The sequence below is a fragment of the Marivirga tractuosa DSM 4126 genome, assembly GCF_000183425.1.
Classification (GTDB): Bacteria; Bacteroidota; Bacteroidia; order Cytophagales; family Cyclobacteriaceae; genus Marivirga; species Marivirga tractuosa.
This window is the reverse complement of the sequence record NC_014759.1, coordinates 3,310,422-3,334,380: the sequence shown is the minus strand read 5'-3', so window position 1 is coordinate 3,334,380 and position 23,959 is coordinate 3,310,422. Positions and strand designations below refer to the sequence as shown.

28 protein-coding genes are annotated in these 23,959 nt (G+C 35.4%); 6 read left to right on the top strand and 22 right to left on the bottom strand.

The features are described 5' to 3' along the window. Nucleotides 1-7: 7 nt before the first annotated feature. A complete protein-coding gene (locus FTRAC_RS14215) occupies nt 8-523 on the bottom strand; it encodes a hypothetical protein (protein WP_013454965.1) in 516 nt (171 codons plus the stop codon). A gap of 216 nt (nt 524-739) precedes the next feature. Between FTRAC_RS14215 and FTRAC_RS14210 the strand changes: the two genes are divergently transcribed. After that, entirely contained in the window at nt 740-1,171 is a 432-nt protein-coding gene (locus FTRAC_RS14210) for a (4Fe-4S)-binding protein (RefSeq protein WP_013454964.1), read from the top strand. A 44-nt stretch (nt 1,172-1,215) separates the two neighbouring features. Here the strand turns inward: FTRAC_RS14210 and FTRAC_RS14205 are convergent, their stop codons facing one another. From FTRAC_RS14205 to FTRAC_RS14195, 3 genes are all read right to left on the bottom strand, one after another. Further along, nucleotides 1,216-1,911 (bottom strand): energy transducer TonB, encoded by a 696-nt coding sequence (locus tag FTRAC_RS14205; RefSeq protein WP_013454963.1) that lies wholly within the window; start codon nt 1,909-1,911, stop codon nt 1,216-1,218. A gap of 93 nt (nt 1,912-2,004) precedes the next feature. Next, nucleotides 2,005-3,087 carry a 23S rRNA (adenine(2503)-C(2))-methyltransferase RlmN gene (rlmN, locus tag FTRAC_RS14200; RefSeq protein WP_013454962.1) on the bottom strand — a complete coding sequence of 361 codons (1,083 nt, stop codon included), beginning with the start codon at nt 3,085-3,087 and terminating at the stop codon, nt 2,005-2,007. A gap of 78 nt (nt 3,088-3,165) precedes the next feature. Further along, nucleotides 3,166-3,879, bottom strand: a complete 714-nt coding sequence (locus FTRAC_RS14195) for a Crp/Fnr family transcriptional regulator (RefSeq protein WP_013454961.1) — start codon at nt 3,877-3,879, stop codon at nt 3,166-3,168. Nucleotides 3,880-4,033: 154 nt separating this feature from the next. Here FTRAC_RS14195 and FTRAC_RS14190 point away from each other — a divergent pair, with 154 nt between their 5' ends. After that, nucleotides 4,034-4,252: a hypothetical protein gene (locus FTRAC_RS14190; RefSeq protein ID WP_013454960.1), complete on the top strand. Its 219-nt coding sequence runs from the start codon at nt 4,034-4,036 to the stop codon at nt 4,250-4,252. Between the two features lie 46 nt (nt 4,253-4,298). Here FTRAC_RS14190 and FTRAC_RS14185 read toward each other — a convergent pair whose 3' ends face one another. The 7 genes from FTRAC_RS14185 to FTRAC_RS14155 all read right to left on the bottom strand — a co-directional run bounded on the left by FTRAC_RS14185 (nt 4,299) and on the right by FTRAC_RS14155 (nt 10,478). Continuing rightward, on the bottom strand, nt 4,299-4,967 hold the full coding sequence (locus FTRAC_RS14185; protein ID WP_013454959.1) for an SDR family NAD(P)-dependent oxidoreductase: 669 nt from the start codon (nt 4,965-4,967) through the stop codon (nt 4,299-4,301). Between the two features lie 14 nt (nt 4,968-4,981). Further along, nucleotides 4,982-5,647 (bottom strand): FAD-binding oxidoreductase, encoded by a 666-nt coding sequence (locus FTRAC_RS14180; RefSeq protein ID WP_013454958.1) that lies wholly within the window; start codon nt 5,645-5,647, stop codon nt 4,982-4,984. A gap of 64 nt (nt 5,648-5,711) precedes the next feature. After that, on the bottom strand, nt 5,712-7,049 hold the full coding sequence (locus FTRAC_RS14175; protein ID WP_013454957.1) for an FAD-dependent oxidoreductase: 1,338 nt from the start codon (nt 7,047-7,049) through the stop codon (nt 5,712-5,714). 7 nt (nt 7,050-7,056) lie between these two features. Continuing rightward, nucleotides 7,057-8,367 (bottom strand): kynureninase, encoded by a 1,311-nt coding sequence (kynU, locus tag FTRAC_RS14170; RefSeq protein ID WP_013454956.1) that lies wholly within the window; start codon nt 8,365-8,367, stop codon nt 7,057-7,059. Nucleotides 8,368-8,429: 62 nt separating this feature from the next. After that, entirely contained in the window at nt 8,430-8,912 is a 483-nt protein-coding gene (locus FTRAC_RS14165; RefSeq protein ID WP_013454955.1) for a methylated-DNA--[protein]-cysteine S-methyltransferase, read from the bottom strand. After that, complete coding sequence (locus tag FTRAC_RS14160) at nt 8,899-9,948, bottom strand: amidohydrolase family protein (RefSeq protein WP_013454954.1); 1,050 nt, start codon at nt 9,946-9,948, stop codon at nt 8,899-8,901. Before FTRAC_RS14160 ends, FTRAC_RS14165 begins: the two co-directional genes overlap by 14 nt. Beyond that, nucleotides 9,948-10,478, bottom strand: a complete 531-nt coding sequence (locus FTRAC_RS14155; protein WP_013454953.1) for a 3-hydroxyanthranilate 3,4-dioxygenase — start codon at nt 10,476-10,478, stop codon at nt 9,948-9,950. The genes FTRAC_RS14160 and FTRAC_RS14155 overlap by 1 nt, the downstream gene beginning before the upstream one ends. Nucleotides 10,479-10,837: 359 nt before the next feature. Here FTRAC_RS14155 and FTRAC_RS14150 point away from each other — a divergent pair, with 359 nt between their 5' ends. Together FTRAC_RS14150 and FTRAC_RS14145 are read left to right on the top strand one after the other, a co-directional pair. Further along, the gene (locus tag FTRAC_RS14150) at nt 10,838-11,620 is read left to right on the top strand and encodes an SDR family oxidoreductase (protein ID WP_013454952.1); all 783 of its coding nucleotides are present in this window, start codon (nt 10,838-10,840) and stop codon (nt 11,618-11,620) included. 1 nt (nt 11,621) lies between these two features. Beyond that, entirely contained in the window at nt 11,622-13,061 is a 1,440-nt protein-coding gene (locus FTRAC_RS14145; RefSeq protein WP_013454951.1) for an aldehyde dehydrogenase, read from the top strand. A gap of 70 nt (nt 13,062-13,131) precedes the next feature. On the opposite strand, the gene FTRAC_RS14140 is transcribed toward FTRAC_RS14145, so the two are convergent. Continuing rightward, a complete protein-coding gene (locus FTRAC_RS14140) occupies nt 13,132-13,896 on the bottom strand; it encodes a hypothetical protein (RefSeq protein WP_013454950.1) in 765 nt (254 codons plus the stop codon). A 418-nt stretch (nt 13,897-14,314) separates the two neighbouring features. On the opposite strand from FTRAC_RS14140, the gene FTRAC_RS14135 reads away from it, so the two are divergent. Next, nucleotides 14,315-15,253 (top strand): hypothetical protein, encoded by a 939-nt coding sequence (locus tag FTRAC_RS14135; RefSeq protein WP_013454949.1) that lies wholly within the window; start codon nt 14,315-14,317, stop codon nt 15,251-15,253. Between the two features lie 84 nt (nt 15,254-15,337). Here FTRAC_RS14135 and tpx read toward each other — a convergent pair whose 3' ends face one another. After that, nucleotides 15,338-15,838, bottom strand: a complete 501-nt coding sequence (gene tpx, locus FTRAC_RS14130) for a thiol peroxidase (RefSeq protein ID WP_013454948.1) — start codon at nt 15,836-15,838, stop codon at nt 15,338-15,340. Between the two features lie 82 nt (nt 15,839-15,920). Between tpx and FTRAC_RS14125 the strand changes: the two genes are divergently transcribed. Continuing rightward, the gene (locus FTRAC_RS14125) at nt 15,921-16,466 is read left to right on the top strand and encodes a DUF1543 domain-containing protein (RefSeq protein ID WP_013454947.1); all 546 of its coding nucleotides are present in this window, start codon (nt 15,921-15,923) and stop codon (nt 16,464-16,466) included. Between the two features lie 164 nt (nt 16,467-16,630). Here the strand turns inward: FTRAC_RS14125 and FTRAC_RS14120 are convergent, their stop codons facing one another. The 9 genes from FTRAC_RS14120 to FTRAC_RS14080 all read right to left on the bottom strand — a co-directional run bounded on the left by FTRAC_RS14120 (nt 16,631) and on the right by FTRAC_RS14080 (nt 23,840). Beyond that, nucleotides 16,631-18,133: a sodium-dependent transporter gene (locus tag FTRAC_RS14120; RefSeq protein ID WP_013454945.1), complete on the bottom strand. Its 1,503-nt coding sequence runs from the start codon at nt 18,131-18,133 to the stop codon at nt 16,631-16,633. A 163-nt stretch (nt 18,134-18,296) separates the two neighbouring features. Beyond that, nucleotides 18,297-18,743 carry a hypothetical protein gene (locus tag FTRAC_RS14115; RefSeq protein WP_013454944.1) on the bottom strand — a complete coding sequence of 149 codons (447 nt, stop codon included), beginning with the start codon at nt 18,741-18,743 and terminating at the stop codon, nt 18,297-18,299. After that, nucleotides 18,740-19,474 (bottom strand): DUF6503 family protein, encoded by a 735-nt coding sequence (locus tag FTRAC_RS14110; RefSeq protein WP_013454943.1) that lies wholly within the window; start codon nt 19,472-19,474, stop codon nt 18,740-18,742. The genes FTRAC_RS14115 and FTRAC_RS14110 overlap by 4 nt, the downstream gene beginning before the upstream one ends. Before the next feature lie 22 nt (nt 19,475-19,496). Further along, nucleotides 19,497-20,654, bottom strand: a complete 1,158-nt coding sequence (locus FTRAC_RS14105; RefSeq protein ID WP_013454942.1) for a formimidoylglutamase — start codon at nt 20,652-20,654, stop codon at nt 19,497-19,499. A 65-nt stretch (nt 20,655-20,719) separates the two neighbouring features. Beyond that, complete coding sequence (locus FTRAC_RS14100; RefSeq protein ID WP_013454941.1) at nt 20,720-21,193, bottom strand: nucleotidyltransferase; 474 nt, start codon at nt 21,191-21,193, stop codon at nt 20,720-20,722. Beyond that, nucleotides 21,186-21,386, bottom strand: coding sequence for a hypothetical protein (locus tag FTRAC_RS14095; RefSeq protein ID WP_013454940.1), 201 nt, complete (start codon nt 21,384-21,386; stop codon nt 21,186-21,188). The genes FTRAC_RS14100 and FTRAC_RS14095 overlap by 8 nt, the downstream gene beginning before the upstream one ends. 32 nt (nt 21,387-21,418) lie before the next feature. Continuing rightward, complete coding sequence (gene mnmD, locus FTRAC_RS14090; protein ID WP_013454939.1) at nt 21,419-22,099, bottom strand: tRNA (5-methylaminomethyl-2-thiouridine)(34)-methyltransferase MnmD; 681 nt, start codon at nt 22,097-22,099, stop codon at nt 21,419-21,421. Between the two features lie 2 nt (nt 22,100-22,101). Further along, nucleotides 22,102-22,605, bottom strand: coding sequence for a 2-C-methyl-D-erythritol 2,4-cyclodiphosphate synthase (gene ispF / locus FTRAC_RS14085; RefSeq protein ID WP_013454938.1), 504 nt, complete (start codon nt 22,603-22,605; stop codon nt 22,102-22,104). Then, a complete protein-coding gene (locus tag FTRAC_RS14080; RefSeq protein WP_013454937.1) occupies nt 22,602-23,840 on the bottom strand; it encodes a M16 family metallopeptidase in 1,239 nt (412 codons plus the stop codon). The genes ispF and FTRAC_RS14080 overlap by 4 nt, the downstream gene beginning before the upstream one ends. Between the last annotated feature and the right edge of the window lie 119 nt (nt 23,841-23,959).

Sequence of the window (23,959 nt, the reverse complement as noted above, 5' to 3'; positions counted from 1 at the left end):
AAAATATTCAAACGACTATTTGAGGAGGGGGAGAGGGAACAGAATTGATAAAATCTTCTAAATAAAATTTATATCCCGTAATTGGATTTGATATTCCAAAAAATTGAAGTGCTTGCCATTGAAAGACTTTTTCTGAAAACAGAGATTGATAAAATGAAATAAGCTTTTGCTCCTTTTCTTGCTTTTCTGGATTATTCCCAAATAAGTTATTGACCACCTCAGCCAATTTCTTATTTAATGCTGTTTCTTCATAATCCCACCAGCACCAGTATTTGATGCTATCTGCAGTTTCTTCAAATTCCACCACATCATACATCTCACCCTTAAATTCGAATTCCCTGGAATGTTCCCAATGCAGTTTCTCTTTGGCTTCAGCTTTAGTCAGTTGAATTAATACCAGTTCTGATTTATCAATCCCATCGATAATTTTCCATTTTACCTCACGCTTAACTTGTCTCTTTTGGTGTTTAAGCCATAGGCAGGTCACCAAAGCCGGGGCTAAGAGGCAAAATATGAGCGACATAAGTATAAACTGCTTTTTCAAATCAATAATCAGGATTAATGTAAATTTAAAGATTTTTGATTGATTCTACCTTAATTAAAATACCTCTTCCACAAATGGTCAAAAGTATGTATTAAGTATATTCAAATAATGACAGGGAAATCAATTTTTTAGTTCCTTTCAAAACTGTGTTAAAATTTCATTAACTTAATCAGTGAATCAAACGGTTAAAGTGAAATGAAAATTAAACCAACTAAAAAAACATACGAATCAGATGAATTGGTTGTGGAATGGCAACCTTCACTATGTACGCATAGCGAAAAATGCTGGCGAGGATTGCCAGAAGTATTCAGAAAAGATGAAAGACCATGGGTAAATACAGATGGGGCAGCAGATAAAAGGATAATGCAGCAGCTGGAAGCTTGTCCATCTGGTGCTCTTTCAGGTTACTGGAAAAATCAAAAACAAGAAAATAAGTCTGAGGCTTCGACTACCCAAGTTGAGGTCAGCAAAAACGGGCCTTTGATGGTGAAGGGAAGCATTGAAATCAAACATTCCAATGGAGAAATGGAAAGTAAAGAAAAAGTAACCGCATTTTGCAGATGTGGTGCTTCAGGGAATAAGCCGTTTTGCGATGGAAGTCATAGCAAGATTGGCTTTGAAGGATAGAATGAAAGCTATAAAGCTCTCATTCTATAATTTTATATTAGAATTTATCTTAATTGAAAATATATAGGGATATTCATTCGCACTCTTACGGCTTGTCCTCTCTGTCTGCCAGCTTCCCATTTTGGAGCATTTTTGATTACTCTTATTGCTTCTTTATCAATCCCTTTTGAAACTCCTTTAAGAACTTCAACTTGGGATAAAGAGCCGTCCTTTTCAATGACAAAAGATAAAACAACTCTACCCTCTATATTCCTATTCTGCTCATAAGAAGGATACTCGATAGCATCAGCTATATATTGATAAAAGGCTTCTAAGCCTCCATTAAATTGAGGAGCTACTTCCAAAACTGAAGACATATGAATGCTATTATCCTCCACTTTTTCATCTGGCATTTTAAATTCCTTTGCAAGTGATTCAAGTGTCTGATCAATATCAATCATTTCTTTTTGCTCATCTTTCTTTGGCAATTCTTTTACCTCCACAATATTGACATCGCCTTTAGGCTCCGGTAATTTTTTAGGCTGAGGCTGAGGCTTAGGCGGCTGGGAAGTGCGGATCACATCATTGTTTAGAAAAACATAAGGTTCTTCCTCTGGTAATTCAACTTTCTCTTCTTCTGCGATAAACACCTTAAATTCAAAGGCAATAAAACAGAGACTAATCGCTATAACTAATCCAATATTGAAAAATAACGGACGTTTAGCATACAATTTTCGAGTTGCATTTTTGAAATGTTCCATAGTGAATAATCATTTAGAGTTAGACATGATTATTCATACACCTGATACCATAACGCAAGAAGTTTGCATTAAGTATAATTTATCAGAACATTTTTAATGTTTATTGGCCAATTGTCCACAAGCTGCATCAATATCCTTACCTCTACTCCTTCTCACATTCACAATGACACCTCTATCTTCAAGGAAAGCGGCAAATTTATCAAGCTTATCTTCATCCGTATTGGTGAAATCCGCTTGGTCGATTGGATTATATTCAATTAGATTGACTTTGGCGGGAACATATTTGGTGAATTGCCACAATTCTTTTGCATCTTCCAAACTGTCATTGAAATTATTGAAAACGCAATATTCAAATGTCACCCTGTTTTTAGTTTTTGAGTGATAATATTCTAAAGCTTCTCTTAAAACGGGTAGATTATTGCTGTCATTAATTGACATGATTTGGCTTCTCTTTTCGTCATTGGCCGCGTGTAGGGAAAGCGCGAGATTAAATTTAGCGTCATCATCCGCCAATTTTTTAATCATTTTGGAAATACCTGCGGTGGAAACGGTAATTCTCTTAGGAGACATATGCAATCCTTTCTCTGAAGTAATATGTTCAATGGACTCCATCATGTTTTTGTAATTCAAGAGTGGTTCACCCATGCCCATATAAACAATATTGGAAAGTGGCATATCATAGTGAGTTTCTGCCAATTCTTTGATCATCACCACTTGATCGTAAATTTCTGCTGCTTCGAGATTACGCATTCTTTTCAAATAACCTGTAGCGCAAAATTTACAGCTTAAGGAACAACCTACTTGAGAAGACACACAAGCCGTCATTCTGTTTTCTGTAGGAATCAATACACCTTCTACCTCATTTCCATCATGCAATCGGAAAGCTACTTTAATGGTTCTGTCTGAACTTAATTGCTTATCGGCAATTGTAATTCTATTGATGCAATAATTTTGATCCAGCCATTCTCTTAAGTTTTTGGACAGATTGGTCATTTCTTCAAATGAAGCCGCAGATTTCATCCAAAGCCACTCATAAATCTGTTTGGCTCTAAAAGCTTTCTCACCCGATGCGGTCAAATCTTCTGCAATAGCATCAATGGACATTTTTCGAATATCCTTTTTGCTAAGATTTACTTCTATTACTTCTTTCTGAATATGGACTGCTTTCTCTTGCATAGCACAAAATTACAATAATCAGCAGACATAAGCCTAATGATGTGATATTAGTTCAGAGATTATGGAAAAATTAGATGCTTATGCGAAAAGGTCAATTTCTTTTGCCAAGGCTCTCTCATCTAAGACACTTATCTTTTTGCCGTTGAGGTCAATCAATCCGTCTTTCTTGAAATCAGACAACAACCTAATAAGTGTTTCTGTAGCAGTCCCAACGATTTTGGCTAAATCTTCTCTTGTTAATGCAATATCTATTTCCGTTTTTTGATCGCCATCTACCCCGTATGAGCTTTTTAACATTAACAAGGTAGTAGCTAATCGCTGTCTAACCGTTTTATTTGCCATATCAGCCATCTTTTGTTCCATAATTCCCAAATCATGACAAACAGCTTGCATCAATCGATTTTGGAAACCTTGGTCTTTGGAAATGAGCTCTGTAAAACTGCTTTTAGGAATAAAACAAACTTTTGCATTTTCAAGAATGGTCGCAGAAGAATTATAGTTTTCACCAGAAAGTAAAGCTCTATAACCTAAAAAATCCCCTTCTTGAGCTAAACGTACAATTTGTTCTCTGCCGGAATCATCAGTTTTATAGATTTTTACTTTGCCTTCACTAATGCAAAATAAACCCATCGGCTGTGTACCTTCTAAAAAAAGGACTTGACCTTTATTGTGCGCCAAAGTACTTTTATGCTCACTTAATGCACATAATGCATCATTAGGAAGTCCATTGAACATTGATTTTCGCCTACTAAGGCATAAATCACACGGTATATTTTTAACTTTCTTAGACATATCTATTAGGCTAATCGTAAGCTCAAAAAATTAGTTGTGGTCTGTTAATATAAATATAGGATAAATTTAAATAGTTTAAAAAACAGACACTAATTTGAGTCCAAGAATTCTATATATTTTCATTAAATTGCATAAATCAATTATTTTTTAAATTATGAAAAAAGGACTTTTAAGCGGAATTATATTAGTCGCAATTGGAGCATTTGTAATTTATTGGGCAATAGACCATAGTCCAAATGCATCTATAGGAGAAAAAGTTAATGATTTACTGGAAGAAGATGCCTATCGCATGAGTGAAGCATGGTACTACACCTCACTGGTGGCGGGAAGTGTTATTGCTTTATTGGGAATAAGAAATTTATTGAAATCATAAAATAACAATTGTCTCAAAAGCTATAATAACTTTTGAGACAATCACTTTACATCTTACCATAGGCTTTTATTACCCCTGCTCTTAATTCAGGATGTTGCAAATAAAAAGAAATAGTCTCTGCTATTTGCTCAGGTTTTACCCAATCATCAAAATTCATATCTGCCATTGCTTCTCTGTTTGGGGGTGTATCAATAATACTTGGCACTATTACATGTGCACTAATTCCATGCTCGGAAAAATCTGCATTGATAATATCAGCTAAGCTGAAAACTAACTGTTTTGCCAATCCATAAGAAACTACATTTTTTAATTCATTGGCTGACAAAACCGGTTTAGCTCCAATCAAAAACAGTTGACTACCCTTAGGCATTTTTTCTAATAATGGCTTTACTAAATTAAAAGCTGTATCAAAATTAAGTTTGATTTGGCCATGAATATCATCAATGGTTACATCTTTTATTCCTCCTCCAGCATAACCACCAACTGTCAAAACGGCACCATTGATTTCTCCGTAAGCCTTATTAGCGGCATCAACTACATCTGATGCAGCTTTTGGATTCGTTAAATCAATTAATTCTTTTTTAAAGCCTTCTTCCGAATTTTTGGCATTTTCTTTTTTACCAAAAAGACCATAGATTTTATGCCCCTCTGATTTTAATTTTTGTACTACCGCACTTCCCAAATTTCCATCTGCACCGCTTATTAATATATTCATAATTATATTTTCGTTTATTTTTCAAAAGTTATTGCTTCAGGACTCGCTCCTAACATTTCTAAGTGCTTGCTGATGTCTTTCACCATTGCATCAGGACCACACACATAAAAATGCTGCGTAAAATCTTCTAAATGCTTTTTCAGGAAATCCATGTCTACCAACTTATTTTCATGCCCTTCAATATTTTGATGTGTAAGGGTAGAAATGAAATTATCACCTAAAACATCATTAAAATAAGATTCCAAAATAACATCGTCCCCTCTTTTATTGGAAAAAATCAACTTATTTTCACCGATTTCACCTTTCTTCTCCAAATTTCTGAATATTGCTATAAAAGGAGTTACACCAGCACCACCAGCAATGAAGGTTCCAGTTCCTTTATATTCAATAGCTCCCCAGGCATCATCAATGATCAATTCATCTCCTTCCTGAAGGCTGTCAATTTCATGAGTAACACCTTCATGGTCATGGTAGGTTTTAATAACAAATTCTAAATGTTTATCTTCTGGAAGAGAGGTGAAAGTGAAAGGTCTTTTTTCTTCTTTCCATCCTTTTTTGTTGATGGCTACTTCTGTGGCTTGGCCTGGAGTGAATTGGTAATTTTTTGGTTTTTCGGTTGTAATCTGCTTAACATTGTGCGTTAGGGAAAGCACATTGGTAATTTTTATTGTATATGCCATTACTATTTAGATTTAGTTCTCTAATAGAAACGGAATAAACAAATTATGTTTTAAAGAAAATATCCTATTCTTCTAATTTTCGGACAATCTCTTCTAAATCAATACTTTCCCAATTTTCCAAAATAGCTGGTCTTTGCATTACATCATCCATTATGCTTTGTTGTTTTTTCCCTATTTCAAAAGCCTCGGAATAACGCAAATCACTGAAAGTCACCATAGAATAAAGTGGCATCCATTTCTTCGGAAACTTTTCATGTAGTTTGGCTTCAATTTTCTTTTGAACTAAGAATTTATCATCTGCCACTAAGTCTCGCATCTCTACAAAATTATGTAATGCTAAATCTGCTATGGCATCTCCATCCTTTTTACGCAGTTCTTGATATTCATCCAAGGTCATCTCCCAGTCATCCGCATGCCTATTCAACAACAAATTGAGCTCATAGCAATCCTCAAAACCTGCGTTCATTCCCTGCCCGTAAAAAGGCACTATAGCATGCGCGGCATCACCAATAAGGACACAATTATTTTTGACCCAAGGTTCGCATTTAACAGTAACTAGTGAGGAAGTTGGATTTTCGAAATATTCCTCTTGAATATTTTTTAAATGGGGTAAACTATCAGGAAAGGTATTTTTGAAAAAATTCAAGACTTGCTGAGGAGTTTGCAAACTTTCAAAAGACGGTTGACCTTCAAATGGAAAAAACAAAGTACAGGTAAAGCTTTTATCTAAATTAGGCAAAGCAATCAACATATATTGCCCTCTTGGCCATATGTGCAAAGCATTGGGAGCAATTGCAAAATCACCATCTTCATTGGGCGGAATAGAAAGTTCTTTATAACCATGGGGGATATAATATTGCTCGTAATTGAATCTATCTTTTTTCACCATAGCTTGACGCATTTTGGAATATGCCCCATCAGATCCAAAAAGTAGATCAAATTGCATGGTTTTTTCTGCATCAGGAGTTTTAAAAGTCACACTAGTTCCTTCCAAATCAACAGATTTACAAGTATGCTCGAATTTGATTTCAACTCCTGCTGCTTCTGCTTTTTCCAATAAAATCTTATTCAAATTTCCTCTCGAAACAGAATTAATATATTGCCCTTCCTTACCGTATGCTTGAAAAGTCAGCTCACCATCTTGGCTATGCATCATCCTTCCTTCCATCGGAAGCATGATTTTTTCAACCTCTTCAATTACACCTATATCTTCCAAAGCCTTAATTCCTCTTCGACTTAAAGCCAAATTAATCGAGCGGCCAGAATCTGCAGAAGACTTTCGCATATCGTCCCGTTTTTCATAGAGACTTACTTTATACCCCCTTTTCCTTAAGTAAATACTCAAGAGTGCACCTACTAAACCTGCACCCAAAACTCCGATATGTTTAATTTCTTTCTTCAAAATCAGTTTATTTTAAGGCTTCTACTGCTTCTCTAAGCTTTTCTATAAATAGATATTGCTCTTCAAAAGTATTGTATAATGGAACTGGCGCTAAACGAATCACATCAGGTTCACGCCAATCTCCCAATACACCTCTTTTCATTAATTCATCGAATAATGGCTTCCCATATTTCAATAAATATAAGGATAATTGGCAACCTCTGTTTTCTGGCTCTTTTGGTGTAAGAATTTCAAATATCTTCTCTTGCTTATTGAATTCATTGATTAAAAACTCAAGATAGCCCGTCAACAATACACTTTTCTTTCTTAGTGCTTTCATGCCCACTTCTTTAAAAATCTCTAAAGATGCGTAATGGGCTGCATGTCCTAGTACATTGGTATTACTCAACTGCCAGCCATCAGCTCCCTCCATTGGGATAAAGCCTTTTTCCATTTTGAAGCGCTCTTTTTCATCATGTCCCCACCAACCTGCAAACCGAGGAAGACTTTTATCATTTGCAAAACGTTCATGAACGTAAACTCCTGAGACATTTCCCGGTCCAGAGTTTAAATACTTATAGGTACACCAAGAAGCAAAATCCACATCCCAATCATGGAGTTTTAATTCGATATTTCCAGCAGCATGTGCCAAGTCAAACCCAGCATAAGCTCCTACCTTATGCGCTGCTTTTGTAATCTTTTTCAAATCGAAAAATTGGCCGGTATAATACTGCAAACCACCCATCATCACAAGGCATAGTTCATTTTGGTGCTCTTCAATAGTGGCAATTATATCTTCAGTTCTTAAGGTATCCTCTCCTTCTCTAGGAGCAATTTCCACTAAAGCTTCTTGAGGATCAAATAATTTTTGCCCACCATGAAATGCATGGAAGTTTAATTGAGATTCGAACACATATTGATCGGATGGAAAAGCGCCTTTTTCAACTATAATCTTGAATTTTTTAGCTGTAGGCCGATAAAAAGAAACTAATAGAAGATGAAGATTGACTGTTAAATTATTCATTGGCACCACTTCAATAGGCTTTGCACCCACTATTTCTGCTATGGCATCTTTTCCATATTCATGATATTTATACCAGATGTTTTCCTTTTTCTTATTGAAATGTCCTTCTACTCCAAAAAGCTCCCAATCTTTCATTTCCTTTTCTATAAAAGAGCGAGTTCTTTTGGGTTGAAGTCCTAAAGAATTACCTGTATAATAAATTACTTGCTGCCCATCAATAATTGGAATATGAAATTCATTTCTATATTTCTTTAAAGGATCCTCTTGATCCATTTTCTGCGCATACTCAAGCGTATTCTGATAATTTTCTGCCATTCCTTGAATTAATGTATAGTCGTTTATGGATTATAATTGTTAACTCTTCAAATTAGAAGTATTTAAAATAAGCCTAGTTGCCTGTTTGATTCCAATTCTATTAAAAACTTCTTGTTTGCTAATCCACCAATATACCCGGTTAAATTCCCATGCATCCCCACCACTCTGTGACAAGGAATTACAATGGGAATTGGATTTTTACCTACTGCATTAGCAACTGCTCTAATTTTTTTAACATCTCCCAATTGAGCTGCTAATTTACCATAGCTTATCGTTCTTCCGAAGGGAATATCGAGCAATTTTTGCCAAACTTCTTTCTGGAATTCTGTTCCTGTTAAAGAATATTCAATCTGAAACGTTTTCCTGTGTCCGTTGAAATATTCTAATAATTGGTTTTCTAAAGTAGTGACTACTTTAGGTTTTATTCCTTTAAGGCTATTGTTTGGTTGATTAAAAGAAATTTTGGAAATTTTATTTTGAGAAACTCCAATTAAAAGCTTCCCAATTTTAGTATCAATGAAAAATTCTTGTTCAATGCCCTGCATATTCTTCTTGGTGTAAGCCCAACCATTTTAAAGCATTTTGACCCAGAAGTTTTGATTTTAGCTCATTTGTGAAATTACTTGTCTCAATGATCTTCCCAGGCTCTAGTTCACCCAATGGAAATGGATAATCGGTTCCCAAAGCAATAAAATCCTCTCCCATGGTTTTAATCAAATATTCTAAAGTGGAAGGATCATGAACTAAAGAATCCACATAAAACTTCTTTAAATATTTACTAGGATGATGAGGATTATCAATGGCACATAAATCTGGGCGCACATCAAAGCCGTGCCCTATTCTACCGATAGTTGCAGGAAAAGAACCTCCTCCATGTGCAAAAGCCACTTTCAAGTCAGGAAGTTTTTCAAAAACGCCACCGAAAATCATAGAACAAATTGCTCTTGAGGTTTCTGCAGGCATGCCCACCAACCAAGGCAACCAATATTTGGGCATTTGGTCTTTTCCCATCATATCCCAAGGATGAACAAAAATAGAAGCTCCTAAATCTTGAGCTGCTTCAAAAACTGCAAAAACCTCTGGGGCTTCTAAATTCCAGTCGTTAATATGTGATCCGATTTGAACCCCGGCCAAACCTAATTGATTAACGCATCGCTCCAATTCCTTAATGGCCAAATCAGGGGCTTGCATAGGAAGAGTTCCCAAACCAATAAATCTATCAGGATATTTATCAACAATTCCAGCAATATGATCATTCAGCATCATGGATAAATCTAGTGCATCTGCTGGCTTTGCCCAATAGCTAAACATCACAGGAACTGTAGAAAGAACCTGTACATCTACATTATGATGATCACATTGGTGCATTCGTGTTTTAGGGTCCCAACAATTATCTTCTACTTCCCTGAAAAACTTGTCATCCATCATCATGCGTGCACAACAAGGTTTATGATGCTCCAAACGAATGAAGCCACCATAACCATATCGCTCACGCAGATCTGGCCAGTTTTTTGGCAAAATATGCGTATGTATATCAACCTTTAATGGTCTTTTTGTTGCTATGTCTGCTACTTTTTCCATTACACAAATCTTGGATCAGTTTCCATTATATGTCCACAATTATTGCAGGTGCGCAAATCCTCAGAAGCGTAAAACTCTTTGAATCGAGGTTGAAAATCTTTCTCTATATCCACTAAAGGAAAATAAGTCTCATGCAATTTATGATTACAGTTATCGCAAAACCACAGCAGACCGTCTTTCATGTCAGTTCCCTTTCGGATTCTTTCTACAACCAGCCCTATTGAACCTTCTTTTCGGATAGGACTGTGAGGTGTTTTAGCAGGGCACAAAAACATATCGCCAGGACCTAAATCCATGGTAACTGCTTTGCCATCTTCCTGAATTTTTACGGAAATATTTCCTTCTAATTGATAAAAAAGCTCTTCAGTTTCATTGAAGTGATAATCTTTACGGGCATTTGGGCCAGCAACAATCATTACGATATAATCACCCGCTTCAGTATATAAGTTCTTATTCCCTACTGGTGGTTTTAACAAATCTCTGTTTTCCTCCACCCACTTTGTTAAGTTAAAAGGTTTTTTAATTGCCATCGTTTTCCAGTTTTATAAAGCTTAAAACAGTCTTATCTGTTAATTGATTTTGTTAATCCTCTAAATTTAGTGAAATTAACCCGAAAAATTTATTTGAATTTTTCGTCCGAAGGACAGACGATTTATAAAAAATTTAAAATTAGTTAATTACATTTTTATTTTCATGTTGAAATATAAAAGTTAAAATACCCAAATTTGGGCTATGTAGTTTTTATAAATGTCTGGGTTTAACCTGACATAATCAATTGATTATCGTCATTATTCATAACTTTTTTATGAATAATATGGGTTAAGACGGAGTTTAAAATCAGAAATATAATATTAACAGATGACTATATTCATCTATAAAAATAATTAAAATGGATTTAAATTTATTGGGAAAAAGAATAATGGTTGGTGGAAGCACAGCAGGAATTGGAAAAGCCATTGCGCATGCTTTTGCTAAAGAAGGTGCAAACGTAACCCTTATCGCTAGGGATAAAGCTAAATTAGAAGCCACTCAGAATGAATTAGCAAACAATAATCAAAATCATCATATTTTAGTTGCTGATTACTGCCACCCAGAATCTTTGCGTGAACTAGCATTAGAATATTGCGCTAAACATCAAGTTGATATATTAATCAATAACACTGGAGGACCGAGCCCTGGGCAAGCGCATGAGGCATTGGGTAAAGATTATATCATTGCATTTCAGCAACATCTGATTTGTAATCAATATTTAGCACAAGCCGTAATCCCGCAAATGAAAAAGGAAGAATATGGGAGAATAATTAATATAATCTCTACTTCCGTTCGTCAGCCCATTCCTAATTTAGGCATTTCCAATACGGTTAGAGGAGCAGTCGCAAGTTGGTCCAAAACCATTTCCAATGAATTGGGGCCTTTTGGCATTACAGTAAATAACGTTTTACCAGGTGCTACAATGACCGGCAGACTGGAAGGATTAATTCAAAGCAAAAGCAAATCAAGTGGCAAAAGTTTAGATGAAGTTAGCAAAGATATGCAATCCAAAATTCCTGCTGGTAGATTTGCAGAACCTCATGAAGTAGCGGATGCCGTACTGTTTTTAGCTTCAGAAAAGGCATCTTATATAAATGGAGTTAATTTACCTGTGGATGGAGGGCGATTAGACTGCATTTGATATGGAAATGATAGCCAATTATATCAATGGAGAATTAAAACCTCCTCATTCGTCTGATTATTTAGATGATGTAAATCCTGCAACAGCAGAAATATTTGCCAAAATCCCACTGTCAGATGAAGAAGATTTACAAGATGCAATAACTTCAGCAGAAAAAGCATTTAAAGAATGGAGTGGATTATCAGCTAAAGAAAGAGCCGACTATTTGATGAAAATAGCTGAACTTATCCAGGAGAATTTAGAAGAACTGGCAATGGCTGAAAGCATGGATACGGGCAAGCCTATTCAGTTGGCAAAAACGGTCGATATACCTAGAGCAGCTTCTAATATGGAGTTCTTTGCCCATGCAATTACTCAATTTAGCAGTGAATCACACGCAGGAAAAGATTCCATTAATTACAGTTTAAGAAAGCCTCTTGGTGTGGTGGCCTGTATTTCACCATGGAATTTACCGCTTTATCTATTTACTTGGAAAATAGCTCCAGCATTAGCATCTGGAAACTGTGTAATAGCCAAACCATCTGAAATCACTCCCTATACTGCCTATTTGTTCAGTAAAATATGCGTAGAAGCTGGTTTACCAAAAGGAGTTTTAAATATTTTGCACGGAACTGGCCCAGAAATAGGAAATGCCATCGTCCAAAACAAGAAAATTAAAGCCGTTTCCTTTACGGGCGGAACAGCAACAGGAAGAAAAATTGCTGAGATTTCAGCGCCTATGTTTCGAAAGGTTTCTCTAGAATTAGGCGGTAAAAATCCAGCATTAGTATTTGCCGACTGTGACCTAGACAAAACAGTAGAAGGCTTAGTTCGAGCCTCATTTACTAATCAGGGTGAAATCTGTTTGTGTGCATCTAGAATTTATATTGAAGATTCAATTTACGAGGACTTTAAAGCTAGATTCATTGACAAAGTAAAAGCTTTAAAAGTAGGGGATCCATTAATCCAATCAAATAATATGGGAGCTTTAGTATCCTCTCAGCATTTAGAAAAAGTAAAAAACTATATAGCTTTAGCTAAAGAAGAGGGCGGGCAATTGCTATGTGGAGATGAAGCTTTTGAATTAGAAGGAAATAATAAGCAGGGGTATTTTCTAAGACCACATGTTTTTGAAAATTTACCAATCCAGTGTAGAACTAACCAAGAAGAAATATTTGGCCCAGTAGTCAGTCTAAGTAGATTTGAGGGTGAGGAAGAAGCTCTTGTCCTTGCTAATGAGAGCGAGTATGGTTTAGCATCTACCATCTGGACTACCGACTTATCGAGAGCACATCGAATAGGAGCTCAAATTGAAACAGGCATTGTTTGGGTCAACTGCTGGATGAATAGAGACTTAAGAACTCCATTTGGCGGTATGAAAAACAGTGGTTTAGGCAGAGAGGGCGGACTTGAAGCCTTGCGGTTTTTTACTGAGCCTAAGAACATCTGTATTCAGTTTTAAAAACCTTATAAAAAAGAAAAGCCAATCAGGATGTCTGATTGGCTTCATACTATTTATTCACTTTCAATTCTTATGCAGAGGCTGAGCTATCAGAAGTTGAGGTTTCCTCACTAGGCTCTTTGAGCTTCGCAATATGGAAAGTCTTTCTGGCCTTATGTCCACAGTAAGAACATTTGAAATATTTCATTAGCTCACCATCTTCAGTTACAGTAGGAGATTTAATGATCTCTTCCTTCACAACTTTAAGCGTTTGGTAGTTACATTCTGAACATTGCAATGCATGCAGGTGACCAGAATATTTCTCAATTTTTGTATACCCAGTTTCTTCATCCACCCAAACATCATAATCAACTGAGAAAATATCCTCCTCTGCTTGCATACCTTCGTCTAGGTAAACATCTTCTTCTTCCTCACTTAAAAGCTTCATTGGCTTTCCAGTTTTAGGAGAAATTCTTGGAGTATATCTTAACTTCTTAAGACGTTTCTCAATGTAGAAAGGGAAATAAAACCTTAGTACATTTTGGATAATTACACCAATGATAAGCGCTAACATCGCAGAAACAAAAACTTTCACAGCTAGCCATAAAAATTCAGTTTCACCAAAAAGGGAATTAACCCAAATAACAGCACCAATCAATATAATTACAGCAGATCGCCATAAAACATCGATTTCATTTTTATTAATGTAATCATATTTTTGTTTAAACTCTTTTAAGGTTCCTAACCTTAAGTAGTATAATAAAACAAGTAAGACGGCTATCCCAATGATGGCCATACCTACGTAAGGACCATATTGGTTTATCATGTCAAAGATGCTTTGGTTATTCTCTGCCATAATTCAGTTTTTTAGTGATGGTAAATTTAGTTTTCTAATTCGAAATATTAACAATTCTTTGTAAAAGTACAACGAAACTTCAAGCAAGTTAAAATTAATTACTTAAAATTCTATCAATAAAGTTATATAAATTAATTGAAATACCTAAAAAAATTTTTTTTTATTACATATAGTTAAGCTTTTACTCAAACCAGAAGCAAGTAACTAGCTATAAAACAAATAATTACACATTTCAATATTAAAAATAAATTTAACAATATTAAAATGGAAAACATTAAATCATCAAATAAAAAAATATTTTTTTCGTTTTGACACAACCCTTCACCTGTAAAATGGGTCTTTAAATTATCTGGAAACAAATCCAGATATAGGATTATTTAATATATTTTTTGTAAAAATTAAACAAGAAAAAAAGGTTATGAAAAAATTTTTGAGAAATGGATTGATGTTAGCTGCTGCTGGAACACTATTATTTACAGCTTGTGATCCTGAAAATGGTGAGGAAACTCCAATAAATGCTCCTACTCTTTCATTAACAAGTGAACTGGAGTCTGAATATGCAGAAGGGACAGATGTAGATCTCTCCTATGAATGGGAAGCCCCTGGAAAAATTGGCCAAGTTCAATATGTAGTATTAGTTGACGGTAGTACTGCTTTAGATACCACTTTCACGGAATCGGAATTAGGTTTTAGTGCACAAGATTCTGTTGGTTCATTGAATTTTACTTTAACCGCACCTGAGAATTCAGCTGGTTCTATAATTGATGTGGAAGTTACTTTGATTGACAGGGAGAACCAATCAACCACAAATACAGAAGCAAGTTTTGAAGTAATTGAAAGCTCTAGCCCATTAGTTTCATATACTGATATTCTTGTTTACGCTCCTGCAGGTGATGGAAGCACAAACACGTGGTTTTCTACTAATTTAGGTGAAACTGTTACTGAAGCGGAAGTCAATTCAGCGTCAGCACCAAATTCCTCAGATGTAGATTTTGGTTACTACTATGGAGCAAATAGTGACTTTGCAAGTATTGCGTCTCCTAATGCCTATAATTTGGCTGGTATTAATATTGACGATTGGAACACCAGAAATGCAACTGAATTTAAATTAACTACAATAAGCGATGAGGAATACCTAGGTTTAAGTACATCTGCTGATTTAGAGACAGTTTGGAACAGAGAAGATAATGTAAATGAAGGTGAAACCATCACCAATCTTGAAGTAGGAGATGTTGTTGCATTTCAACTTGATCCAAACAACAAAGATGGTTTATACGGTGTATTTAAAGTAATTACTATTGAACCAGGGATTGAAACTAATGATTATATTGAAATAGAGGTTTTAATTCAAGATTAATAAATTCTAAGAAAACAATAGTATTAAAAAGGCTCGGAAATTAATTTCCGAGCCTTTTTTTGATCCAATTTACTGGATATATTATCACTTAACAACCTCCAATGCTTTCTCATAATCAGGCTCATTTCCGATCTCAGGAACCAATTGATTATAGATCACTTCTCCTTCTGGATTGACTACTACCACGGCTCTAGCATTTAGACCTTTGAATCCTCCATCTAGGATTTCAACTCCGTAATCTTGCCCAAAGCTATCATTTCTGAAATTTGAGACTGGAATAGCATTTTCTATTCCTTCGGCTCCGCAAAATCTAGCTTGCGCAAAAGGTAAATCTTTTGAAATACATAAAACAACTGTATTATCTAATGCAGCTGCTTCTTCATTAAATTTTCTTACAGACGTAGCGCAAACACCAGTATCAACACTTGGGAAAATATTTAAAATCACGTTTTTTCCTTTAAAATCTGAAAGTGAAACTTCGGACATATCTGTTTTTACCAGTTTGAAATCAGGGGCGTTTTGGCCTTTTGAAGGTAAGTTTCCTACTGTGTTTGACGGATTTCCGCCTAATGTTATTTCTGCCATATTTTTATTTTTAATTTAGTTTACCTTTGCTAAACTTGATTCGCATTGAATAGTTATTGAATTTACACAAAGATTTAAAAAAATGAACTCATTAAAATTGTATGCAGTCGTCTTGGGCGGCTCAGCAGAAAAATCTAATACTGAACTGCATGATGTGGTGTTTACTGTTGGCACCACTATAGAGGATTGCTATTTTCAATTACTCGAAAAATGGTTTGGGCTGCCTGAGAAGATGCATATCGATTCATATATGGAATTGAATGTCGTAGATGGATATGAAATTAGCTTGCAAAAGGAAAAAAGCCTTGAAAAGGACAAAAAATTATTTTTCATAAATCTGGGTGCATACAAGAAGGGTGATTTCATGGAGCATCATGCCAATACCTTTCTGGTGGGCAGGTTAGCTACTGAAATAAAGAAAAGAGCCAAAGAAAAATTATTGAAGGGATATGATGAAGTTCATAAAGATGATCTATATGAAGTTGATGATATGATTGCTATTGAAGAATTGGATGGATATCATGTTCATCTCAGACCGACAGATAAGCATGAAAACTTAAAGCCAATTAACGGCTATCACGTACTACCTAAAAAAGTGGTCAAAGAATTTTTGGAGCTGAAAAAATAAAAGGGGAACCGATCGATTCCCCTTTTTATAAGTTTTAGTTTCTAGAGATTTCTATTCCTCTTCTTTTTTCTTATCCATTGAAAGTGCCTTTAGCACTAGAACTATAAAGCCTCCTAAGGTAATAGTCAAACAAACTACCATTCCGATTATTGCTTCAGTACTCATCATTTTCTAACAAATTTTTTGTAAAACCATCCATTAAATACTATTGCAATTACTAATGCAATTCCCCATTGGGTTACGATACTGGCATTACTGTAAACGTCCATCACATTCCAGTTCCCTTCTGCATCAAACCAAGGATAATCACTATAGCCTTGACTCATCCACCAATACACAAGGAAAAGTCCGAACAGGAAAATGGCATAGACCATAATTTTGAAATACCAATTAGCCACAGTGAAATCGGAGCTTTCATCAATAAAATCCTTTTTATATTTAGTTGGCCCATATCTGATAATTAAGAAAGCAATAAAAATACCACTTACCAGTAATCCTAATCCCCAAACCCAGTCTTGGTTTTTAAATACATCTAAGGAATAGGCTGATGGAAAACCAATAATGAAACAACATGCACCAGCCACAAAAGCAGCCTGCTTTCTAGTTAGCGTATAATCTGTTAAGTTTTTGATCAGTAATTGCATCATAGGCAGTAATGAACTAAAGGCCGCCATTAGAAAAGCCCCAAAGAAAATGAAGGATAAAATCGGCCCTCCTGGCATTTGCGCAAACAACTGTGGGATCACCGTAAAGGTCAACGCTTGGCTACCTGAATGGAGATAATCCATAGCGCCTTCAGGAGTAGCTGACATAGCAAATACTGCTGGCAAAATTGCCATAGCGGCTAAAAGAGCTGCAGTATTATTTCCAAAAGCACCTAAAAAAGTATTCAGTGTAACATCTTCTCGTTTATTAGAGAAAGAACCAATGGTAATCATTAATCCCCAACCTGCACCAGTGCTCCAGGCGGAATCCGTTATGGCTTCAATCCAAATAGTAGGATTCGAAAAACCTTCAGGATCAATGGTGAAAAGATACTCTAATCCTTGATAACCTCCTTCCATATTTAAGGCAAAAGCAGAAACTACCATCAATAGGATGAATAAAGTTGGGATCAATAGCTTATTTACCTTTTCCAATCCATTCTTAATTCCTTTACTTAATACCCAAATAGCAGCCAAAATGGTGACCATATAACAAACAACTGCTACCCAACTGGAGTTGGATAGGCCTGACCAGAATGTATTCATAAAGTCAGTTTCACCAATTTTTGTGTTCAATTCACCAGAACCAAAAAGATAGCCAATCAAACTTTCTGTATTGAGGATAAAATATCGGAGTGACCATCCCGTAACTACTGAATAGTAAAAGGCAATTCCCAGCGTTACAATGGTGATAAAAACTCCCATCCAATTGAATTTCTTTCCCGCTAAATTACCCAAAGAACCTAAAGTCCCTTTCTGGTAATGTTTACCCAAAGCCAATTCAGCCATTAATAAAGGAATGGACCATACTAAAAGAAATAACATCCAGAGTATAATAAAAGTACCTCCATATTCCCCAGCAATTCTTGGGAAACGCCATAGGTTTCCGGCACCAATTGCCATTCCTAATGAAGCTAGTATTATACTCCACCTACTACTAAACTCTTCAACTTTTTCCGCCATAAATGTCTTATTTGGTTTTAAAACAAGCCGAATTTAGCTAAACATATGACTTTGTCAAACTTATAGGTAGATTCATTTGGGGCTTATGAAGGAAATAGCCATGATTTTTAACTCTTTCGTGATTAAATTAAGTGATTCTTATACTAGTAGCATGTGTGAAAAATCATCCGCCTGCTTTCTGCTTTTTTGCTTTTTGATTAAGGTATTTCACTAATTTATCGTATTCAGTATTCTCTTTATTCGAAAGTTTAATAACTTTTTTCTTGCCGTAAAGAATCTTGGTTTCTTTGAATTCCCCTTGTTTGGTTTTCACAACATCTTCCCTCCAGCCTCTTATTTCACTTAATGGCAAATCTATTCGACTTCGACTAATCGGAAAAAATATATTCAATCTGTTGTTCCCTGCCTTAACAATTTTAATGGCGGCTAATAGCTTACCCAAAACCAATAAAGCAATTACTAATGTGACAGGAGTTAAAATCAGTTTAACAATGAAAAATGATTCACTTTTTAATAGACTATCTAGTAAAAGAAAAAAAGAGCCAAAAACAAGGACTAGAAAAATACTTAGAGCGAATACCGTATTAATTCGTGGTTTTGAAACAATCATAAAGCCTCAACATCAAATTCCAAAATAATTTTAGACAACAATTCCAATTCACCGTTTTCAAACATTACAGGCAAGTTCGCTAACTCTGTCCCCTTTTTAGCTTTGAAATTATTGTAATCCTGAAAAATAACACCATCGACTTGCTCTTTATTTATAGACTCTCGAAAGCGGACGCCACCTCCTTCTGTTTGATATGAATAAGCAAAATAATCCATATCGTAAGTCTCAGCATTAAACCAGAACATGAAAACATCTTCGTAATCAGTTCCTCCACCTTCTTGTTTAAACTTGACTTCAATGGTTTTATACGGCTGCCCTTGAATTAATACATCTTCTTTATTATGTGCGATGACAGCCTCATCTTGCAGATTATAAGGCAGTAATGCAAAATAATGTACCGAATTCACAGAATTTGCATAGGCGGCAGAATCTTTTGGTGACAATTCAACTTTTTCTCCCCCAATCAATCTTTTGAAACCATCATTATCTAAAATATCATTGATTCTATTACCAAGAGAATCTTCAAAGATCCTTTCATATTTAAATTGTTCACCTAAACGATTGAGGGAATAAAACTTGTCTCTAAATTGAAAGTCCACATCCACTGTTGCATAGGCATCGCCTCCATGCTGCTCTACAGCATTTTGAATATGTTGTTCTGGAGATTTATCTGCAGGATTGCAGGCAGATATTATGATAGAAAATAATGTAATCCCTAAAAAGTTTTTCATAAATCAATAGTACGCCTAAATTTTAAAAAAGTTTGGAATGCATTACTATCCATCTTTCAGGTAATTCTCCCTTTAAGGCTTGTTGATAATCCGAATAACTACATGGAACAATGGTGTTCCTATTGAAACGATTATTCCCTGAAGGGTTTGGTACTTCCATCCACCACTTTTCTATAAAATTACTTTTATAGAAAGTCAAAATTTCTGGTTCCATTGGCATTGAAACCACATATTTCATATAGTCATTAGAACGGAAATCCCTTGACTCTTTTCTGTTATAAAACCCTTCGATAAAATACCATATCATGGTAGCTAAAACTGCTGCTGACTTACTGGATTGATCATCTTTAGAGACATCAAATTCATAGAAGCCTACAGCACTCAATTTTTCATTAATTCCTGCATACCAGCATAATTGACAGGCTTCTTCTCCAGTAAGGCCAAAAGGTTGGGCTTGAGCGGATCCCGGGAAATCAGAGGACTTAATGGCTGACAAATCAAAACTCATCATATCTGCCTGACGAATTACAGGTTCCATTTCTTTGATATCATGGCGCAATGCCCCAATTCGATGAGCTTCAAAATATAGCTTTTCTAGTGTAGTGATTGCTTGAGGATTAACCAAATAAGTCTGATAAGCCAGGTGGCTATAATTAAATAGATAATTGGGCTGATGCATCAGCATTTTTTGTACATGCTGTTGATTGGCAGGAGAATCTTTATCCTCCATATCTAAAAATGCATCTATATTTAATACACTGATGAGTTTTTCCATTTCCTCGTAAGCGAGGTACTGCGCAAAGCTCATGTCATGTGAACCACCGATAAGAATGGGTAATACGTTATTTTCGATACAGGCATGACAAACTTCCTGAACTCTTCCAAAAGTTTGCTCGGTATCAATGGCTTCAGAAATATTTCCTAAATCCACAATATTGTATGTACCAGATCCTTTTGATAGTCGATAAAGCTTTTTTCTCAAGGCATCTGCGCTACCTGCTGTTCCGGCATTTTCCTCATTAGTGCCTTTGTCAGAAATACCAATCAAGGCGATATCTGCACTCTTATAATCCGGAAATCTCTCCTGATAGACTTGAATATTTTTGTAGAAGCTTCCCTGTTTTTTGATATCGGAAAAAATCTCCTCGGGAACGGGGCTAAAGAAAAGTCTTAAATCCATGGCATGAATTTAATAACAATAATTTGATGAGCATTAATTTAACAGAAAAATGGTAGTAAAGATTTTTAGAGATTATCTTTTAATTTCTTCAATTCCTCAATATCAGCCCTATCTCTAGTTCTATCAGAAGCTTGTTTTGCTACAATCAAATCATGCTTACTCACAACCCTTACATCCACTCCTTCGATATTAACAATTTTTGAAGCATCAAATGCTTCATCAAATTTTAATCCTTTACATTTAGTCATTATATCTATTTGAACAGGACTCACTCCAAATGTAAAAACATCATATCTATCGTTATCTACAAAAAATTCCTCCACTTCCATTTCTCCCATATGCATCCCAAATTCTGAATGAACTTTTCTCATTCTTTTATGATTTTCAGAATCAGCCTTCACAAAAACATCCATATCTCCAGTTGATCTACGATAACCATATACGTTAACTGCTAATCCTCCAACCAATAAATAACTAACTTTATATTTATTTAAAGTTTGAATATATTCTTTAAAATCAGCATTAAATATATTAAGCATCGTGTTTCCAAGCTCTCATTTTGGTTCTGTCCAATTTCACATTTACAGGATCTATATTATGGTTTGCACAATGTAATCTCCAAGCCTCTTGAATTCGTTCCTCAGCTGTTTTTTCATACGCCCAAAAACGAATATCTCTCTCATCTTTCTCCTGTATTTTACCTGCAAATGTTGGCTTTCTAATCATTTTCATACTCTAAATTTAAAAACTTTTATGAAATGACTCTAATTCACAATTCCTCTCACCATTTCTTTCTTCCCTGGAGGGCCAGGTAAAGTTTCCACTTCAAAACCTACGGATTTCAAATCTCTTTTTAATTGCCCTTTGGCGCTGTAGGTAGTAAATACACCACCATCTTTCAGTAAATTAAAACATTTTTGCATTAATTCAGCTGTCCATAATTCTGCTTGTTTGCTTGGGGCAAAAGCATCAAAAAAGAGCACATCAAATCTTTCCTCTGATTCAACATCTTCAAGCTTCGTTTTGATTTTATTAATGGCAAAATACGGATTAATTTCCACCTTCTTTCCCCATTCACATTTATGTAATTCTTCAAAAACGATTTTTAAATTATCTTCACCAATTGACGACACATAGTTTAACTGATTTATAATCTCCATATCCAATGGATAAGGCTCAATAGTAGTGAAATCGATTTTTACTTCATTTTCTATTGCAAACTGAGCTGCAAGCAAAGCATTTAAACCAGTTCCAAAACCCACTTCGAATATGTTTACTTCTTTAGGTAAACCGGATTTTGTTCGCCAAAAACGCAATCCTTTTTCAATAAAAACATGAACAGATTCCTGTAAGGCACCATGGAAAGAATGATAGGTTTCTTTTAAACCTTCATGGTAAAGGGAATGAGAACCATCTTCAGTAGTAATAATTTTGATTTTATCCATAATTATTGATCTAAATCGCCTTGATGCTCTACTTTATAAATCAATACCACTGCATGTGCATCCACCCCTTCTTCCCTACCAACAAACCCTAACTTCTCTGTGGTGGTCGCTTTTAAGGATAAATCTTCTTCACTTATCTTCATTACTTTTGCCAAAACGGTTTTCATCTCAGGAATTAAAGGATTGATTTTAGGCTTTTGTAAACCAACTGTGACATCTAAATTCCCTATTTCGTATCCTTTTTCTCTCAGTAAAGCAACGGTTCTTTCCAACAAAATTTTGCTATCTATGCCTTTGTACTGAGCATCCTGATCAGAAAAATGAAATCCAATATCACGAAGATTTGCAGCACCTAATAAGGCATCACAAATCACATGGATTAACACATCGGCATCGGAATGTCCTACTCCACCTTTATGGTAATCCAGCTTTATTCCACCCAACCAAAATTCTTCACCTTCTGCTAATTGGTGCACATCATAACCATATCCTATCCTGAAGTTCATTTCTTTGCTTTATAATAAATAGTAGAACAATTTTCGTCTCTCAATATTTCTTCTGAGGCTATATGAATGTCTTTCGTACTTACTGATTTGATTAAATCTATTTCTTCATTAACCAAATTAGGATTCCCCATAGCTGCTCCAAAAGCTATAGACATTGCTCGATTCAAAATATCAACTTCGCCATAAACGGTGGTGGAAATAGCCTGATTCTTAACTTTTTCCAATTCCTTATTGGCTATTTCTTCTTCCTGTAATTCTTTAATAATCTGTTGGACAGCTTTATCAGCATTTTCCAAACTAATGCCAGATGAAACCTGACCACTTATCACCAATAGTCCAGGATCCACTGAACCCGTCACATAGGCTGCCAGACCTGAAAAAACACCAGCTTCTTTGACTAATTTCTTATACAACCTGCTGGACTTCCCTCTTCCCAAAACATCACTCATCAAATCCGTAGCATAATACTTTTCGTCCGTCTTGGCTGGCATGTGATAAGCTTTATATAAAGCATCAACAGGAACGTCCGCTTCAATTTCCAAAAACTTAGCATTTTCCTGCTTTGGCTCAACTGGTAATTTTCGCTCTCGTTTTTCTCCTGATGGAATATCTCCAAACCACTTTATTGCCAATTCTTTAATTTGTTCTGTTTCAACATTTCCAGCTACTACTAAGTAAGCATTATTGGGTCTGTAATGTGTAAAGAAAAAATCCTTTACATCATCCATAGTAGCATTTTCGATATGTGAAATCTCCTTTCCGATTGTAGCCCATTGATAAGGATGCTTGTCATAAGCTAAGGGTCGCATCTTCAACCATAAGTCGCCATAAGGCTGGTTCAAATAACGCTGCTTGAACTCCTCAATCACCACGCTTTTTTCATTTTCTAACACTTTTGGGTCAAATGAAAGAGATAGCATACGGTCAGATTCCAGCCAAAAAGCAGTTTCAATATTCTGAGCAGGCAGGGTTATATAGTAATTCGTAACATCAGGACTTGTAAATGCATTGTTTTCTCCACCAACTCTTTGAAGCGGCTCATCATAATTAGGAATATTTTTTGATCCACCAAACATCAAGTGTTCAAACAAATGAGCAAAACCTGTTTTATCTGGCTTCTCATCTCTTGATCCTACATCATAAAGTAGGTTAACAACCGCTAATGGTGTATTTTTGTCCTCATGTACGAATACATGCAAACCATTATCAAGTGTAAAAGAATTATATTTTATCATAAGCTAATGTGTGAATCAAAAATAAAAAATATAATGGCTTTTGCAGATAAGACCATTACTTTAAATTTGTTGGATAATAATTTCCGATTTTTTTAGGAAACCCAAAGATAGAAACAGTA